Raw genomic sequence first — 14495 nt, forward strand, 5'->3', positions numbered from 1 at the left:
GGTCAAGAATGGACTCAATTGTCGAGAACGCCATCGACGAGGCCGAAAACCGGGAGGATGAGCCAGTCCCGGACTCGGAGGACTCGCGCGGGGCGAACCCCTCCGGAACGATGACCGACGAGGAACTGGCCGACGTCCTCCAGGACCTCCAGACGGACATCACGGTCGTCGGCTGTGGTGGCGCAGGCGGCAACACTGTCGACCGCATGCAAGACGAGGGCATCATCGGCGCGAAACTGGTCGCGGCGAACACCGACGTCCAGCACTTAGTCGAGATCGAAGCCGACACGAAGATCCTGATGGGCGAACAGAAGACCTCCGGACGGGGCGCGGGGTCGCTCCCGCAGGTCGGCGAGGAGGCCGCTCTCGAGAGCCAGCAGGACATCTACGACGCCATCGAAGGTGCCGATATGGTGTTCGTCACGGCAGGTCTCGGCGGCGGCACCGGGACGGGTTCCGCCCCCGTCGTCGCGAAGGCCGCCCGCGAGTCCGGCGCGCTCACCATCTCCATCGTCACGACGCCGTTCACCGCCGAAGGTGAGGTGCGACGCACCAACGCCGAGGCCGGACTCGAGCGCCTGCGCGACGTGAGCGACACCGTGATCGTCGTCCCGAACGACCGCCTGCTCGACTCGGTCGGGAAACTCCCCGTCCGCCAGGCGTTCAAAGTCTCCGACGAGGTCCTGATGCGCTCGGTGAAAGGCATCACCGAACTCATCACCAAACCCGGCCTGGTCAACCTGGACTTCGCCGACGTACGCACCGTGATGGAACGCGGCGGCGTCGCCATGATCGGTCTCGGCGAATCCGACTCGGAGGCGAAAGCCCAGGACTCGGTGAAGACCGCACTCCGCTCGCCGCTGCTCGACGTCGACATCTCGGGAGCGAGTTCCGCACTCGTCAACGTCACCGGCGGCAACGACATGTCCATCGAGGAAGCAGAGGGCGTCGTCGAGGAGATTTACGACCGGATCGACCCCGACGCGCGCATCATCTGGGGAACCTCCATCGACGAGTCGCTCGAGGGCAGCATGCGAACCATGATCGTCGTCACGGGCGTCGAGTCGCCACAGATCTACGGCCGGCCCGAGACCGAAGCCCCCGCCCAGCAGGGGAGTGACATCGACTTCGTCGACTGATCGGACTGCAGAAGATAGAACGGTTCTTCTCGTCGACTGATCGGACTGCAGAAGATAGAACGGTTCTTCTCGTCGGCTGCTCGAGAGCGCTTCGCTAATCGTCAGCGGCCGCGCCAGCGTCGGCCGCTGTCTCCGCGTCCGCTTCGATACTCGGTGGATACTTCCCGCGCTCGAGTTTGAGATCGGAGAGCGGCCGGGCCATGCAGGTCAGCGCGTAGTTCTCGGCTTCCTCTTCGGTGAACCCGCGGGCAGCAGGCTGGGTGACCTCGCCTTCGATGATCTCGGCCGTACACGCCAGACACATGCCGACGCGACAGGAGTACTCCTGGGCGATTCCCTCCTCGAGACAGCGGCTGAGGATGGTCTGTTTCTCCGAGCAGGTGATCGTCTCGCCGGTGCCGACGAATTCGACGGTGTACTCTGTCATAGCGGCCGCTACGGCAGAGACCACTAAAACTCTTTTAGTACCGATCTGTCGTGGTGGGAGCAACGAAATTTCGGAAGCGAGATACGTCCGCTCGGTGAGACGAAAACCGGCCGCCGCGGCGCACCCATGCACACATAAAACGTTTTCTCGTCTCGGTGAACACACGGGGTATGAGCACAACGGACGGGTCGGCGTCGCCCGGCGCTGGCACCCAGACACCGGACGTGGTCGTCGTCGGGGCTGGCACATCGGGCTGTTACGCCGCCGCGACCATCGCACGCGAGGGCTACGACGTGGTCGTCCTCGAGCGAAAGACCGAATCGGAGGCGGGCCACATCGCCTGCGGCGACGCGCTGAAAGGTGCCGACGCCTTCCCCGAGGCGATTCCGAAGTCGAGACTCGAGCCGGCGATGACGAACACGGACGTCGACCACGGCCGCTTCGAGATTCCACAGGAGGATACCGTCCTCGAGATTCCGGTCCCCGGCGAACTCGCCGTCATCGACCGCTTCGCCTACGGCCGGGCGATCATCGAGGGGGCCGACGACGCCGGAGCCGACTTCCACTACGACACCGTCGTCCAGGACGTACTCCAGGACGACGACGGCCGTGTCACCGGCGTCCGCGCGATGCGCCGGGGCGAACCGCTCGAGTACCACGCCGAGGTCGTCATCGACGGGGCAGGGTCGCTCTCGTTGCTCCAGGACAAAGTCGACTTCGCGGGCTCGACGTTCGACACGAACGTCAACTACTCGCAGTTCTGTTCGGCCTACCGCGAAATCGTCCACGTCGAGGAACCCGTCGAGTGGTCGGACGCGCTGGTGTTCAAACCGACCGAGCGCGCGGCGGGCTACCTCTGGTACTTCCCGCGGACGGAGACGGAGATCAACGCCGGACTCGGCTTCCAGATGACCGAAGCACCGATGAAACTCGTCGAAGACCTCAAACGCGACCTCAGAGACCGCCCCGAGTTCTCGGGCGCACGCGTGAGCGACAAACTCGGCGCGGCGCTGCCGACGCGTCGACCCTACGACTCGGCGATCCACCCCGGCTTCGTCGCCGTCGGTGACGCCGCCGGCCACGTCAACCCGACGACAGGCGGCGGCATCGCCGGTGCAGCCTACGCCGGGAAGTACGCCGGCGAGCAGGTGATCGAAGCCATCGACGACGGCGACGTGAGCGAAGCCACCCTCTGGCGGTACAACGAGCGCGTGATGGACCACTACGGGGCGCGTTACGCCGCCCTCGACGTCTACAACATTCTCTCGACCGCCGTCGACGTCGACGACCTGATGGGCTTGCTCGCCGCGATGCCCGGCGACAAACTCGCCGAGGCACTCTACTCGGGCAGTACGAACATCGGTCTGAAACTCAAACTCGAGGCGCTACTGAAGAGTCGCGGCCACTGGGGCACCATCTGGAACCTCTACCGGACGAAACGCCGCGCCGACGAGATTCTCGCCCACTACGAGCGCTACCCCTCGAGTCCCGACCGGTTCGCAGACTGGCAGGCAGAACGCGACCACCTGATGGACGCCGTCTACGAGACGACCGGCGCCGATCCGAAGTACTGACCGGGTTATTCTCATCAGCAGTTATTCAATCACATAACCAATGACAGTTATTGCTACATGTATGGAACGCTCGGAAGATGAGGGAGACTCTCACGCGGCGAGACGTGGTGACGGCGGTCGGTGTGAGCACAGCAGTGGCCGTCGCCGGCTGTCTGAGTGACGGCGAGGACGACGCGCTCGATCACACCGGCGAACCCCACCTCGAGATCGCCGTCGGTGACGACGGTGAGGACGCCTTCGACCCACACGAGGTTCGGGTGAGCCAGGGGACGATGGTCCACTGGGTCGCCGCCTCGAGCGGCCACACGGTCGTCCCGACCGATCAGCCCGACGGTGGCGGGTGGGACGGCTCGGACGGGCCGATCGACGAGGGCGACGAACACGTCTTCACCTTCGAGACGCCCGGCGAGTACGAGTTCGTCTGTGAACCCCACGAAGAGGGAGACATGGTGGGAACGGTGTACGTCGAAGAGGGACACGTCGACGATCACAGCCACGACGACGACCACAGCCACGACGACGACCACAGCCACGACGACGACCACAGCCACGACGACGACCACAGCCACGACGACGACCACAGCCACGACGACGACCACTGAGGTCGCCACGTGGTCGTCCGGTGGGGCCGAACTCGAGTGCTCGATCAGCGGCCGTCGCCGTAGGCGAGCAGTTCGTGTTCGGCCATCGAACCGGCGACGTATACCCTTCTGTCGCCCACACCGCACGCGTACCTCGAGCGCACGCCCGTGTCGACGTCGAAGTGCGTCTCCCCGCTGTGGCGGTCGAGTCCGTACAGTCGGTGTGAACACGTCGCGACGTACACCCACTCGGGAGTGACGATCGGCTGGCCGAGGAGACCGCTCGAGGCGACCACCCAGTCCCACTGGAAGGTAGACAGGTCGAGCGCCGCGAGGCGGGTTCCGACGGCGACCAGGAGCCGCTCGCCGTCGGACGCCAGGTGAGCACGCCAGCGCAGGTCGCCCTCGCCCAGGGAGACCGTCAGGTACGCCTCGCCGTCGAGTGTTCGAGCGTGGAGCGTCTGCTCGCGGTCGACGTACCACACCGCCCCGGCGACGACTGGGGTGGGTGACAGCAGGCCAGGAGTGGAGACGGTCCAGCGCTCCTCGCCCGTATCAGCGTCGATGGCGACGAGCCACTGGTTGTCGTAGCCGTCGTCGCGGCTGGCGACGACGAGTCCGTCGGCGACCGACACCGGGTAGTGTGACGTTCGCCCACCCAGTGAACACGACCACAGTCGCTCACCGGTCTCGACCTCGACGGCGCGCACGGTCCGCCCGGCAGCGAAGATCGCTCGCCCCTCGGAGACGACCGGCGCCCGGTGGACGCCCGCGTTCGACGCACCACACCGGTAGCGCCAGCGCTCCTCGCCGGTCTCACGCTCGAGCGCGTAGAGGTAGTTGTCGATGCCGTAGCCGCCGACTACGAGCGTCTCCTCGAGAACGGCGGGCGGGGTAGACCTCCCGGGCATCGTCACCTTATAACGCACGTCGCCGCTCGCCGCATCGAGCGCGAGGAACGCACCGTCGAGCGAGACGTACAGCCGCCCGTCGGCGACGAACGGCGCGGCGGTCACCTCGAAGTCGGACCGTGACCAGGCGAGTGCGGGTTCACGTGCCGGGACGACGGCGTCGTGACAGTAGTGCTGGCCCGGCGTCCCGCCGAGCGTCTCGGGGGGCGTCACCGCACCCTCGGCCGACGTGCTCGCTCGAGTGGAGTCACCGGTCACACCCTCTCGCGGCCGATCCGCTCGATCGTTCCCGCGAGGACCTCGACACCGTGGCGGATGCTCTCCTCGTCGACGTCGAACGTCGCCGTGTGGTGGCCACCGGGGTGGTCGGTTCCGATACCGACGTAACACGCGAGACCGCCGTGTCGCTGGACCTCGCGCATGAGAAACGTGGCGTCCTCGCTCCCGCCTAACTCGTCGCGCTCGAGGACCGTCTCGACGCCCTCGACAGCTCTCGCCACGTCGGCGACGAGCGAGACGAGGCCGTCGTCACTCCGCGCGCTGGGTGCCCGGGCGACGACCTCGGTCTCGAGGGCACAGTCGTGCATGGCCGCGGCCGACTCGAGGACGGTGCGCGCTCGCTCTTCGACGTACTCCATCAGTTCGGTCGTCTCGCCACGAACCTCGGCGACGAGGTGAGCCTCCTCGGCGATGACGTTCGCCGCGCTGCCGCCCTCGACGACGCCGACGTTGACGCGGGTCGCCCCGTCCGAGTGTCGCGAGATTCCGTAGAGGTTCTCGATGGCCGTCCCCAGCGCCTGGATCGCGTTCCGTCCCGCCTCCGGACGGCCGCCCGCGTGGGCCGACTCGCCGGTGAACGTCGCCTCGAGGTGAGTGACCGCGAGGAAGCCATCGACGCCCGCGACGACCTCGCCGGTCGGGTGGTCGAGACCGACGTGCACCGCGAGCAGTGCGTCGGCGTCCTCGAGGTGGCCACCCTTCGCCATCGCCGCCCCGCCACCGACGACCTCCTCTGCGGGCTGGAAGAACACCCGGAGCGTGCCCGTAAAGTCGCTCGCCGTGACGGCGTCGATGACGCCGACGCCGATCGCCGCGTGCGCGTCGTGGCCGCAGGCGTGCATCGCTCCCTCGTGTTCGGATCGAAAGCCCTCGGCGACGGGGCGGTGTCCGGGGTCGGCCGACTCCGGGCGCGCGAGTGCGTCGATGTCGACTCTGAGCGCGACCGTCGGGCCGGCACCCCGCTCGAGCGTCGCCACCAGGCCCGTGTAGCCGCCTGCGAGACGGTCGAGGACTTCTTCGTCGGCACCGGCCGCCCGCGCGCGCTCGAGCCAGCGTCCGCGCTCGTCGGCGTCGGGGACGGCGAGGCGCTTCTCGCCGGCGAGCGCGTCGGGACCGACGGCACAGGAGGCGTCTCTCGAGTCGAGTTCCTCGAGGATGCGCGCGGTCGTGTAGAACTCACACCAGGCGGGTTCGGGGTGTCGGTGGAGGTCGCGCCGGAGCGCGATCAGTCCGTCCGTGTCCATGACCGTAGCGGGAGGCGAGCGGGCTAAAGCGTGGCGACAGGCCGGGCGGCGACGGCGAACGGCGCGTCAGTTGCGCCCGCGGCCCATGCCGTGGATCTGTTCGATCTCGACTTCGACGTGGACCGAGTCCGGAAAGCTCCGGGAGGCGAGCGTGCGCGCGAACTCGTCGTGGCCGTGAATCTCGAGGTCGCGGGTGAAGACGGTGTAGTCCCAGGAGGAGAAGGTGCGCTCGTCGTCGGCGTGGAGACGGCAGTGCTGGGGGACACGGAGCGTACGCGGCGGACGGGAGTGTGGTCCCTTCAGCGCCGCGCCTTTGCGTGCTGCGGTGGCTTTGAGGTCGTCGACGGTGCCGTCGAGGGCGGCCCGGTCGCCGCTCTGAAGCGTGAGGCGGGTGACGAATGTCATGGACGTTCTGCTATTCGTGTCCACGGCCGAGGCGTAAAAATCTGCTGAGATGGCTTCGAGAGACGGCCACTCCGATATTCTCTTTACCACTCACACACTATCCGGTGTAATGGCAGTCGAAGCTACGAGCGCAGGTGCGATCCTCTTCCGCGACACGCGGGGCCGGCGCGAGTATCTTCTACTCAAGAGCCGCCCGGGCGACTGGGAGTTTCCAAAGGGCGGTGTCGAGGGAGATGAAGAACTACAGCAGACGGCGATCCGCGAAATAAAGGAAGAGGCAGGTATCGACCAGTTTAGACTACTCGACGGCTTTCGCGAGGACTACCACTACGTCTTCGAGGCCAACGGCACGACGATCCACAAGACCGTTCACCTCTTCGTCGCGAAATCGTTCGAAGCGAGCGCGGAGCTCTCGAAAGAACACCGCGACCTCCAGTGGCGCGACTACGAACAGGCGGTCAACACCGTCACACAGGACGGCCCACGGGAGATCTTAGAGCACGCACACGAGTTCTTAGACGAACTCGAGACCAACGGCGGCTACTGAGCTACCCGGTGACCGTCGGTGGGGGCGAGAGCGGACGCGCTGGCTCGAGTGGTGTCCAGACCGGAAGGCGCCGAACTGTCGACGTGGGCAGCCAGCCGGCACCTGTTCGGCCGAAGGGAGACATTTTCTGAGAGTTATCGAAGATTCTATAACGATAAACGGCGACCGGTGACCGGTTCGTCGAAATCGACAGGCAAGAACATATAAATAGTGTTCGTGAGACGCAGGTACTGGGATTGTGATACAATGATAGAAGATGGACTTTCGTACCCAGCACGCGGTGAGTGGGCCAAACGAACGATTATCGGCGGTGTGTTGCTGCTCTTCGCGTGGCTGATCCTCCCGGCGCTCATTTTCATGGGCTACATCGTGAACGTGCTCAGAACGACGGCGGACGGCGACGAGGAGCCACCGGCGTTCGAGGACTGGGGGAAACTCCTCGTCGACGGACTGCTCGCGATGGTGATCGCACTCGTCTACGCGATCGTTCCCGTCGTCCTCTACATGATCGTCTCGGCGGTACTGGTCGGCGGCAGCGCAGCCATCGGCGGCGACGGCGGCGGGTTCCTGGCAGGATTGCTCTCGATGCTCCTGTTCCTCCCGGTCTTACTCGCCATCTACTACGTCGTCCCCGCCGCGTTGACCAACTTCGCGAAGGAGGGATCGATCGGGGCAGCGTTCGACTTCGGCGCACTGAAACCGGTCGTGCTCAGCGTCGACTACCTCGTCGCCGTCCTGTTCCCGCTGGTCATCGCCGTCATCACGTACATCGTCACGTTCGTCCTGGCGATCACGTTCATCGGACTGATCCTCGTGCCGTTCGTCCAGTTCTACGGTAACGTCGCCATCATGCGGATGTTCGGCGTGGCGTACGCGAACCGGACGGGAGACAGCGCGCGGGCGACCAACCAGCCCTCGGCCCCAGCGTAAGACAGTCGACTACCCGCGTTTTTTGGCGTCCACCCCACGAGCGGAGCAGACAGCTTGTTAGTCACCGCGGACGAACCCCCGTCAGTGACTCGAGCGACCACGAGCGAGTTCGCGTTCGAACTCCGGGTCTGTCGCTGGGCCGAACGCTGCTGGCGGCCGGCGGCTGACTCGGCCGTCATCGTCGCGCGCCAGCTGGGGACGAGAGACCGCCGGTGGGACACGCTCGTCCTCGAGTGTGATCCCGACGGCCTGCGCGAGCGGGCGCGGTTCGGACCCGAGCGCCTCGATTCGAACCTGCTCGACGTGATCGGCCACGCCCCCGCTGAGTGGGGCTACTACCGCGAGGCCCTCCCCGATCCCGGCTACCCCTGGCGCTACGTCCGCGAGACGATCCACGAGGCCGACGACCGGGGCATCCTCGAGACCCGCCGCGCCGGTAACCGCATCGAGATCCGCCGGAAGTGGCCCTACCCCGACTGGCTCGAGCGCCTCGTCGTCGTCGAGAACAAACCCGACCTCGACGCGAGCGCCGCCCGGCGTCTGGGAGCGCAACTCGAGTTCGACGTCGCGCTGGCGCTCGCCGACGAGGTCTGGGTCGCCACCCGGCGGACGGGCGAGCGCGTCGAACCGGCGCTGTTCGAGGACCTGCCGGTCGAGGCGGGCATCCTCGCGTTCGACCCGGAGACGCTCTCGGCGTCGGTCGTCTGGCATCCCAGAACGCTCGCGGTCGACCGGCCGGGGACGCAGATCCTCGAGCGCCCCTCGGGAACCGCACGCGACGCCTCGGCCGCGCGCTTCGCGTACGTCGACCCCGACGTGAAGGCGCGGACGCGACTCGAGATCGCCGAACGCGCCTACGAACGCGGCTGGCGCTCGTTCGTCGAGACGATGCGCCCGGACTGCCGGGGCTTCGAGTTGCGCGCCGTCGCCGACCGGCCGACACGCGACGGCGAGTGCGAGCCACGCGGCTCACAGCTGTTGCCGTACTGTCGGGCGCTCGAACGCCAGCCGCGCGCCGCCGAGTGCAGCGGGTCGTGTCCGGCGTTCGAACCGGAGCCACCGGCGTGGCGGATGCGAGGGTGGCCGCTCGAGGGCGGGCCCGGGACGCGGTGTCGGGCGCTGCTCGAGGCGCGCAAGCGACGGCGGCGGCCGTAGAAGAGTCGAAAGCTGTCGTGGGCGCTCAGTCGGCGACCTCGACCTCGAGGTCGTCGCGCTCGACGGTCAGCCGAAAGGTCGGCACCGTGCGGTACTCGACTTCGACGACGTCCTTGCGCCGGAGGCTCTGGAGTCCGCGTCTGACCTCGTCGGTCTCCGGGTCGACGTCGAACTCGTCTCTAACCTTGTGGAGCACCGAGACCACGCTCTCGGAGGTCTCCTCGGGTCCGGCGAGGACGGCGACGATCTGTGCGTGGAGTTCGGGGACGCGGATGCGCGAGGGCGGTCCCTCCGACTCGGGGTCGATTTCGACGCCGGGTTCGACGTCGACGAGCTCTGCGGCCTCGGCGGTCGCGCGGATCAGGCTGTTGTCGTCGCGAAAGTAGTAGTCTTTGAGCTCCTTCTCGAGGTACTGGTGGACCTCGCTGCCGCTCTCCAGTCCCCAGCGCTCTTGCAACTCGGCGTTCTTCGTCGGCTGTAACTCCACGACGTCCGCCAGTCGTTCCGTGGCTTCCTCGGAGAGCGTCATCGTCCGAAGGTATGCGAATCGAGTACTTTTGCGTTGCGTCACGGGACCGACTGGAAGCGAGCGTCCGTCAGCCCGCTCGAGAGCCATCGACGAGCGAGAGAGTCACTAGGACCGTCGGAACGTTACAAGCCGTCGGCGAGCGAACGGACGGGTATGGACACCGTCAAACTCAGCCGCGTCGAGACCGCCCTCGAGGAACTCACCTATCCGGTCGCTCGAACGACCGCGAGCGACCAGCTCGCAGGAACCACGCTCTTGCTCGCCGACGGCGAGCGTGACCTCGGTGAGTTAGTCGGGCGCATCGAGAGTCCGCGCTTCGATACGGCCGAGGACCTCGGATCGGAGCTACACAACGTCTTACCGCGCGAAGCGGTCGGCGAACCCTACCAGTCGGAGGGGGAAGGGTGAGGCGTACGGGCAAACGCGTGGCTTAAGTCCCTCGGCCGACGTAGCCCGGATACCGATGGAGTTCTGTGACGAGTGCGGTTCGATGATGAAAGCCGACGACGGGACGTGGGTCTGTGCACAGTGTGACTTCACGAAGCCGAAAGGCGACGCGGCCCACTACACGCTGACCGAAGGCCAGGAAGCCACGGAGGTCATCGAGTCCTCCGAGGAGAGCGCCCTCCCCGAGACGGACGCACGCTGTCCCGAGTGTGGCAACGAGAAGGCCTACTGGTACATGCAACAGATCCGCTCGGCCGACGAGTCAGAGACGCGCTTTTTCATCTGCACCGAGTGTGAGTACAAGTGGCGCGAAGACGACCACTGACGCCTCTCTCGAGGTGAAGATCACGACCGGCAGCAGCGTCGTCCGTGCTCGTCGACCACACAGACCCAGAGTGACCGTCGACGACGGCGACCCCGGTCAGTGTCGCCGTCGTTCCACGAGTCGGACGACGCCGGAGACGGCGTCCCGGCCACGAGAGGGAAGGAAACGGTCCCTGCCGCGGCCACTCGATAGACACGGCCCGAATACTGCACTGCCATCGGCAGTCCGACGCCGTCACACACCCGCCGTCCGCAGTGTGTAGGCCTACCGACGCTGGACTGCGGGCGAAGAGATGGACGTTGTAGATAAATTATCGTGGCCTAACGACGTAGAAAGGCGCGTCGCGGACCCTGATTCACTCCCGCCGTGCGACCGTCAGGTAGCCCGTGTGGCCGACCGGTGCGGTCGACGGGCGCGTCCCGCGCTCGTCGACGTCGAGTTCGCGCTGGATCGTCTCACGGGTGACGATCGAGTCGAGACCGCTCTCGCGGGCGGTCTCGACTACCACCCGCGTGGTCTCGACGAACGGGCTGTAGACGGCGAGAAAGCCCCCCTCGACGAGCAGTTCCGGGGCGCGTTCGACGACCGCCGGCGCGTCGCCGGTGTCGAGAGTGAGCACGTCGAAGCGCTCCGTAGCGAGGTCGTCGACCTCGTCGACGACGTTCCCCGTCCGGACCTCGACACGCTCGTCGACGTTCGCGAGCGCCATGTTCTCGCGGGCGACGTCGGCGAACTCGGGGTTTCGCTCGTAGGTGAGCACCGACGCACCGGCGCGCGCCATCGACGCGGCGAGCACGCCCGTTCCCGTCCCGGCGTCGAGCACCCGGTCACCGGTGCCGACGCCCGTCTCGCCGATGACGAGACCGACGTCTCGCGGCACCATCGGCGCGCCGGTGCGCTCGAAGTGGTGAAAGAGGTCCGGCCCACGGAGCCTGCGAACCCGAAACTCGGTGCCGAGGTGGGTCTCGAGCGTATCTCCCGGTTCGACGTCTTCGGGCACCTCGAGCACACCGAGGTCGGTGCCGAGTTCCTCGCCCGGTTCGACGAGGTACTCGCGGTCCTCGCCGGTGAGCAGCACCGTCACCGGTGGCTCACCCCGAGTTTACACAGCGAGTGTGTCTCACCGCCACGGCCGAGGGCGGGGCGTCTCACGGTCACTCGAGGTCGGCGACGGCACCGGCGAGGTCGCCGTCGTTGGTCTCGAGCGCCGCGCGGGCGTCCTCCTCGCTCGCGCCGGTACGGTCGGCGACGATCTCGACGTCGGCGTCGGGAATCGCACTCGCCGCGTCGGCGTCGGTCTCGTCGTCCGCCCGCTCGCGCTGTTCGGGCGAGCCGATGATCTGGTAGGTCTCCTGACCGCGAGCGTCCATCTTGGTCACGTCCGGACTCGTGAAGACGAGGTCGTGGTCTGCGGTGCGGATGACGACCTCCTCGGCGTCGAGTTCCTCGACGTCGATACCCATCTGCTTCATCATCTGTTCCATCTTGCGCGGATCGAGTCCGCCACCTCCTCCAAACATACCCGTCACGTTGCCAGCCGGGGCAAAAAGACTACCGAACGATCGTTCTGTGCGCGTACCGGTTGGCCGCCGCATCCGAGCGCCGTTCGCACCTAGTCGGCGTCGGCCGGAGCGACCCCGTCTCGAACGCTGACCGCCATCCCCGACTCGAAGTCGGCGATGGCGTCGGCCGACAGCTCCGCCCGGCCGACGGCGAGCAACTCGCCGCGCTCGTGGGTCACCAGCACCTCGTCGCCGGGTCTGATCTCCGGACCGACCCCGCGGACGAACTTCGCGAAGACGTTCTTCCCGTCACGGACGAACGGTTCGCTCTCGTCGTCGACGATCACCCGGTAGGCGGGCGACTCGAGCGCTGCAGCGAGCCGTCGCCCGCCCTCGAGTCCCAGCGTGAACCGCCCGTCGGTGCCGTAGGAGACGAGGCGGCCACCGTCGACGTGTAGCTGCTGAGGGCGACCGGAGGACGTCCGTTTGACCGTCACGGCTTCGTCGGCTGGGAACAGCGCCATCCCGGCGCCCCGGCCGAACTGGTAGTCGGCGATCGTACGGAGGTCCGGAAGGTCGTCGTCGGTTCGCTCGTCGCTCATACACCCCGTTGTGCTGGCTCGGTCGAAAGCCCTTCGACCGCAGCCGGCCAATATATTTCGGCGCAAAGCATACATATGAGAAGAGTATCTCGAAGGGAGAACGTTATAACGAATGGTTAGGAAGTGTGGGTAGATGGATGTCACGCAGGTCGGACTCGGTCTCGTGCTCGTCGGCAGTGGTGTGGCGGCGCTCGCGAGTCCGTCGCTCGTCGACTCGAGTCTGGTCGTTACGGCGCTCGCGCTCGCGACGGTCACGCTGGCTGGCGGCGTGTTGCTGGTCACTGCCGCCCGGGAACGGCAGAAACAACGCCAGGGTGGCTAGAGCAGGAACGTCTCGTGACGCTCGCCGAGGTCGTGAAACGAGTCGGCCTCCCTGATCAACTCGTCGGCGGTCGAGGATTCGAACGCGAGCACCTCGACGCGGACGCCCTCGTGGCGTAAGTGCGAACACAGTCGCGAGAAGTCACCGTCGCCGGTGCAGAGAACCATCGTGTCGATGTGATTGGCGAGCGTGATCGCGTCGAGGCTCATCCCGACGTCCCAGTCGGCTTTCTTCGTCCCGTCGGAGAAGCGCTTGATGTCTTTGATCTTCGTCTCGAAGCCGATGTCGACGAGCGCGTCGAAGAAACTCTCCTCTTCGGGCGAATCCGCACGGATGACGTAGGCGATTGCACGGGTGAGCTGGCGCCCCTGCACGGCGTTCTCGAGCAGCGCGGAGTAGTCGATGTTTCGGCTGTAGATACTCTGGGCCGTGTGGTAGAGGTTCTGAGCGTCGACGAGTACGGCGACGCGCTGTCCCGGATGGATCTCTGTCATTATTCCTACAGTGTGCGGCCGAGACTCAAAATAGCTTCCTTCACGCGGTTGAAACGTGGCCGTGAGAGAACGTAGCGCTCAGCTTCGGAGTTTCTGAATGCGCTTCTCCGCCGGCGGGTGCGTCCGGAGCAGGCTCTGGAGTAAGCCGCCACTCGAGTTGAAGATACAGAGGGCGGCGACGCTGTCGTCGACGGTCGATTCGCGCCCCTCCGAGCCCAGAGCGATCTTCTCGAGTGCGCGCGCTAGCGGATCGCCGTTGCCGCCGATGGCCGCTTTCGCGTCGGCGTCGGCGACGTACTCGCGGTAGCGGCTGATCGCGAGGACGAACAGCATCACCAGGAAGTTCGCGAGCATCGAGGCGACCATGCCGAGGATGATCGACGCCATGCTGCGCTCGCCGAGAGCGGTCACGATGAAGTAGGCGGCGTAGCCGACGATCGTCCCGATCGACTGGCCGATCACCATCGTGATCACGTCACGGTTCTTGATGTGGGCGAGTTCGTGTGCGATGACGCCCTCGAGTTCGTCGCGCTCGAGGATGGCGAGCAGTTCCGTCGAGACGACGACGACGCCGGCGCCCTTGCGGCCGGTCGCGAACGCGTTCGGCGTCCCCATCTCCATCACCATGAGTTTCGGCTTCGGGAGGTCCATCCGCTGACAGAGCGTCTCGGTCATGTGGTGGATCTCCTGGTACTGGCCCGTCTCGGGCATCTCCTCTGCCCCGCGGGTCGCGAGCCACTTGCCGAGTTTGTACTGGAACGCCGGGAGGAGCACGATCCCGACGAGTAAGATCGGCAGCAGTGGGAAGCCGGTGAGCCCGGAGACGACGACCGCTGCGAGGAGGTAAAACCCCAGCAGGATCGAGCCGACGACGGCCATTCTGAGGTACAACTGCTTGTTGTTCATGCCCGCCGGTAGGGAATCGTGACCTATAAAGCACGCGGGATGTCGTGTGGCGTGTTCACACGCGAATCCGGAACAGTGTCGGCCGAAGACACAACCGCTAAGTCGCTCGAGGGCCGTCCCCCAGGTATGTGTCCCGTCGCTCTCGAGGTTCGAGCCGTCGACGCGAGCGACGCGAC

Annotated in this window: 19 protein-coding genes; 9 read left to right on the forward strand and 10 right to left on the reverse strand. The window is 66.3% G+C overall.

Going from position 1 to position 14495, the window contains the following annotated elements:
- Positions 1 to 8 precede the first annotated feature (8 nt).
- Positions 9 to 1139, forward strand: a complete 1131-nt coding sequence (ftsZ, locus tag N0B15_RS03080; protein ID WP_263017946.1) for a cell division protein FtsZ — start codon at positions 9 to 11, stop codon at positions 1137 to 1139.
- 94 nt (positions 1140 to 1233) lie between these two features.
- Here ftsZ and N0B15_RS03085 read toward each other — a convergent pair whose 3' ends face one another.
- A complete protein-coding gene (locus N0B15_RS03085; RefSeq protein WP_263017947.1) occupies positions 1234 to 1566 on the reverse strand; it encodes a 2Fe-2S iron-sulfur cluster-binding protein in 333 nt (110 codons plus the stop codon).
- Between the two features lie 170 nt (positions 1567 to 1736).
- Between N0B15_RS03085 and N0B15_RS03090 the strand changes: the two genes are divergently transcribed.
- Both N0B15_RS03090 and N0B15_RS03095 read left to right on the forward strand, forming a co-directional pair.
- Complete coding sequence (locus N0B15_RS03090; protein WP_263017948.1) at positions 1737 to 3140, forward strand: geranylgeranyl reductase family protein; 1404 nt, start codon at positions 1737 to 1739, stop codon at positions 3138 to 3140.
- 77 nt (positions 3141 to 3217) lie between these two features.
- Entirely contained in the window at positions 3218 to 3742 is a 525-nt protein-coding gene (locus N0B15_RS03095; RefSeq protein ID WP_263017950.1) for a plastocyanin/azurin family copper-binding protein, read from the forward strand.
- Positions 3743 to 3786: 44 nt separating this feature from the next.
- Here the strand turns inward: N0B15_RS03095 and N0B15_RS03100 are convergent, their stop codons facing one another.
- The 3 genes from N0B15_RS03100 to N0B15_RS03110 all read right to left on the reverse strand — a co-directional run bounded on the left by N0B15_RS03100 (position 3787) and on the right by N0B15_RS03110 (position 6560).
- Positions 3787 to 4890 (reverse strand): outer membrane protein assembly factor BamB family protein, encoded by a 1104-nt coding sequence (locus N0B15_RS03100; protein WP_263017952.1) that lies wholly within the window; start codon positions 4888 to 4890, stop codon positions 3787 to 3789.
- A complete protein-coding gene (locus tag N0B15_RS03105; RefSeq protein WP_263017954.1) occupies positions 4887 to 6155 on the reverse strand; it encodes an amidohydrolase in 1269 nt (422 codons plus the stop codon). Before N0B15_RS03105 ends, N0B15_RS03100 begins: the two co-directional genes overlap by 4 nt.
- A 66-nt stretch (positions 6156 to 6221) precedes the next feature.
- Positions 6222 to 6560 (reverse strand): uS10/mL48 family ribosomal protein, encoded by a 339-nt coding sequence (locus N0B15_RS03110; protein ID WP_263017956.1) that lies wholly within the window; start codon positions 6558 to 6560, stop codon positions 6222 to 6224.
- Positions 6561 to 6669: 109 nt separating this feature from the next.
- On the opposite strand from N0B15_RS03110, the gene N0B15_RS03115 reads away from it, so the two are divergent.
- The 3 genes from N0B15_RS03115 to N0B15_RS03125 all read left to right on the forward strand — a co-directional run bounded on the left by N0B15_RS03115 (position 6670) and on the right by N0B15_RS03125 (position 9192).
- Positions 6670 to 7107, forward strand: a complete 438-nt coding sequence (locus N0B15_RS03115) for a bis(5'-nucleosyl)-tetraphosphatase (protein WP_263017957.1) — start codon at positions 6670 to 6672, stop codon at positions 7105 to 7107.
- A 246-nt stretch (positions 7108 to 7353) separates the two neighbouring features.
- Positions 7354 to 8037, forward strand: coding sequence for a DUF4013 domain-containing protein (locus N0B15_RS03120; RefSeq protein ID WP_263017959.1), 684 nt, complete (start codon positions 7354 to 7356; stop codon positions 8035 to 8037).
- A gap of 84 nt (positions 8038 to 8121) precedes the next feature.
- The gene (locus N0B15_RS03125; protein ID WP_263017960.1) at positions 8122 to 9192 is read left to right on the forward strand and encodes a DUF5787 family protein; all 1071 of its coding nucleotides are present in this window, start codon (positions 8122 to 8124) and stop codon (positions 9190 to 9192) included.
- A 25-nt stretch (positions 9193 to 9217) separates the two neighbouring features.
- Here the strand turns inward: N0B15_RS03125 and N0B15_RS03130 are convergent, their stop codons facing one another.
- Positions 9218 to 9721 carry a DUF5797 family protein gene (locus N0B15_RS03130; RefSeq protein WP_263017962.1) on the reverse strand — a complete coding sequence of 168 codons (504 nt, stop codon included), beginning with the start codon at positions 9719 to 9721 and terminating at the stop codon, positions 9218 to 9220.
- Between the two features lie 153 nt (positions 9722 to 9874).
- Here N0B15_RS03130 and N0B15_RS03135 point away from each other — a divergent pair, with 153 nt between their 5' ends.
- Positions 9875 to 10129, forward strand: coding sequence for a DUF5789 family protein (locus N0B15_RS03135; protein ID WP_263017964.1), 255 nt, complete (start codon positions 9875 to 9877; stop codon positions 10127 to 10129).
- Positions 10130 to 10184: 55 nt separating this feature from the next.
- A complete protein-coding gene (locus tag N0B15_RS03140; RefSeq protein ID WP_263017965.1) occupies positions 10185 to 10493 on the forward strand; it encodes a transcription factor S in 309 nt (102 codons plus the stop codon).
- Between the two features lie 355 nt (positions 10494 to 10848).
- On the opposite strand, the gene N0B15_RS03145 is transcribed toward N0B15_RS03140, so the two are convergent.
- The 3 genes from N0B15_RS03145 to N0B15_RS03155 all read right to left on the reverse strand — a co-directional run bounded on the left by N0B15_RS03145 (position 10849) and on the right by N0B15_RS03155 (position 12597).
- Positions 10849 to 11577, reverse strand: coding sequence for a methyltransferase domain-containing protein (locus N0B15_RS03145; RefSeq protein WP_263017966.1), 729 nt, complete (start codon positions 11575 to 11577; stop codon positions 10849 to 10851).
- Between the two features lie 70 nt (positions 11578 to 11647).
- The gene (locus N0B15_RS03150) at positions 11648 to 12013 is read right to left on the reverse strand and encodes a nascent polypeptide-associated complex protein (protein ID WP_263017967.1); all 366 of its coding nucleotides are present in this window, start codon (positions 12011 to 12013) and stop codon (positions 11648 to 11650) included.
- A gap of 92 nt (positions 12014 to 12105) precedes the next feature.
- Positions 12106 to 12597: a PUA domain-containing protein gene (locus N0B15_RS03155; RefSeq protein WP_263017968.1), complete on the reverse strand. Its 492-nt coding sequence runs from the start codon at positions 12595 to 12597 to the stop codon at positions 12106 to 12108.
- 133 nt (positions 12598 to 12730) lie between these two features.
- Between N0B15_RS03155 and N0B15_RS03160 the strand changes: the two genes are divergently transcribed.
- Positions 12731 to 12919 (forward strand): hypothetical protein, encoded by a 189-nt coding sequence (locus tag N0B15_RS03160; protein WP_263017969.1) that lies wholly within the window; start codon positions 12731 to 12733, stop codon positions 12917 to 12919.
- Here the strand turns inward: N0B15_RS03160 and N0B15_RS03165 are convergent.
- Both N0B15_RS03165 and N0B15_RS03170 read right to left on the reverse strand, forming a co-directional pair.
- Positions 12916 to 13413 (reverse strand): LabA-like NYN domain-containing protein, encoded by a 498-nt coding sequence (locus N0B15_RS03165; RefSeq protein ID WP_263017970.1) that lies wholly within the window; start codon positions 13411 to 13413, stop codon positions 12916 to 12918. The two genes, N0B15_RS03160 and N0B15_RS03165, sit on opposite strands and share 4 nt — an antisense overlap.
- A gap of 78 nt (positions 13414 to 13491) precedes the next feature.
- Positions 13492 to 14319 carry a M48 family metallopeptidase gene (locus N0B15_RS03170; protein WP_263017971.1) on the reverse strand — a complete coding sequence of 276 codons (828 nt, stop codon included), beginning with the start codon at positions 14317 to 14319 and terminating at the stop codon, positions 13492 to 13494.
- Positions 14320 to 14495 lie beyond the last annotated feature (176 nt).

It is taken from the genome of Natronobiforma cellulositropha (assembly GCF_025629245.1).
GTDB lineage: Archaea > Halobacteriota > Halobacteria > Halobacteriales > Natrialbaceae > Natronobiforma > Natronobiforma cellulositropha.

Bases quoted from the DNA above. Each gene is read 5' to 3' on its own strand.
- N0B15_RS03115 (WP_263017957.1), top strand. From the start codon at position 6,670: ATGGCAGTCGAAGCTACGAGCGCAGGTGCGATCCTCTTCCGCGACACG.
- N0B15_RS03120 (WP_263017959.1), top strand. From the start codon at position 7,354: ATGATAGAAGATGGACTTTCGTACCCAGCACGCGGTGAGTGGGCCAAA.
- N0B15_RS03150 (WP_263017967.1), bottom strand. From the start codon at position 12,013: ATGTTTGGAGGAGGTGGCGGACTCGATCCGCGCAAGATGGAACAGATG.
- N0B15_RS03155 (WP_263017968.1), bottom strand. From the start codon at position 12,597: ATGAGCGACGAGCGAACCGACGACGACCTTCCGGACCTCCGTACGATC.
- N0B15_RS03170 (WP_263017971.1), bottom strand. From the start codon at position 14,319: ATGAACAACAAGCAGTTGTACCTCAGAATGGCCGTCGTCGGCTCGATC.
- N0B15_RS03165 (WP_263017970.1), bottom strand. From the start codon at position 13,413: ATGACAGAGATCCATCCGGGACAGCGCGTCGCCGTACTCGTCGACGCT.
- N0B15_RS03105 (WP_263017954.1), bottom strand. From the start codon at position 6,155: ATGGACACGGACGGACTGATCGCGCTCCGGCGCGACCTCCACCGACAC.
- N0B15_RS03130 (WP_263017962.1), bottom strand. From the start codon at position 9,721: ATGACGCTCTCCGAGGAAGCCACGGAACGACTGGCGGACGTCGTGGAG.
- N0B15_RS03140 (WP_263017965.1), top strand. From the start codon at position 10,185: ATGGAGTTCTGTGACGAGTGCGGTTCGATGATGAAAGCCGACGACGGG.
- N0B15_RS03110 (WP_263017956.1), bottom strand. From the start codon at position 6,560: ATGACATTCGTCACCCGCCTCACGCTTCAGAGCGGCGACCGGGCCGCC.
- ftsZ (WP_263017946.1), top strand. From the start codon at position 9: ATGGACTCAATTGTCGAGAACGCCATCGACGAGGCCGAAAACCGGGAG.
- N0B15_RS03090 (WP_263017948.1), top strand. From the start codon at position 1,737: ATGAGCACAACGGACGGGTCGGCGTCGCCCGGCGCTGGCACCCAGACA.
- N0B15_RS03095 (WP_263017950.1), top strand. From the start codon at position 3,218: ATGAGGGAGACTCTCACGCGGCGAGACGTGGTGACGGCGGTCGGTGTG.
- N0B15_RS03160 (WP_263017969.1), top strand. From the start codon at position 12,731: ATGGATGTCACGCAGGTCGGACTCGGTCTCGTGCTCGTCGGCAGTGGT.
- N0B15_RS03135 (WP_263017964.1), top strand. From the start codon at position 9,875: ATGGACACCGTCAAACTCAGCCGCGTCGAGACCGCCCTCGAGGAACTC.
- N0B15_RS03085 (WP_263017947.1), bottom strand. From the start codon at position 1,566: ATGACAGAGTACACCGTCGAATTCGTCGGCACCGGCGAGACGATCACC.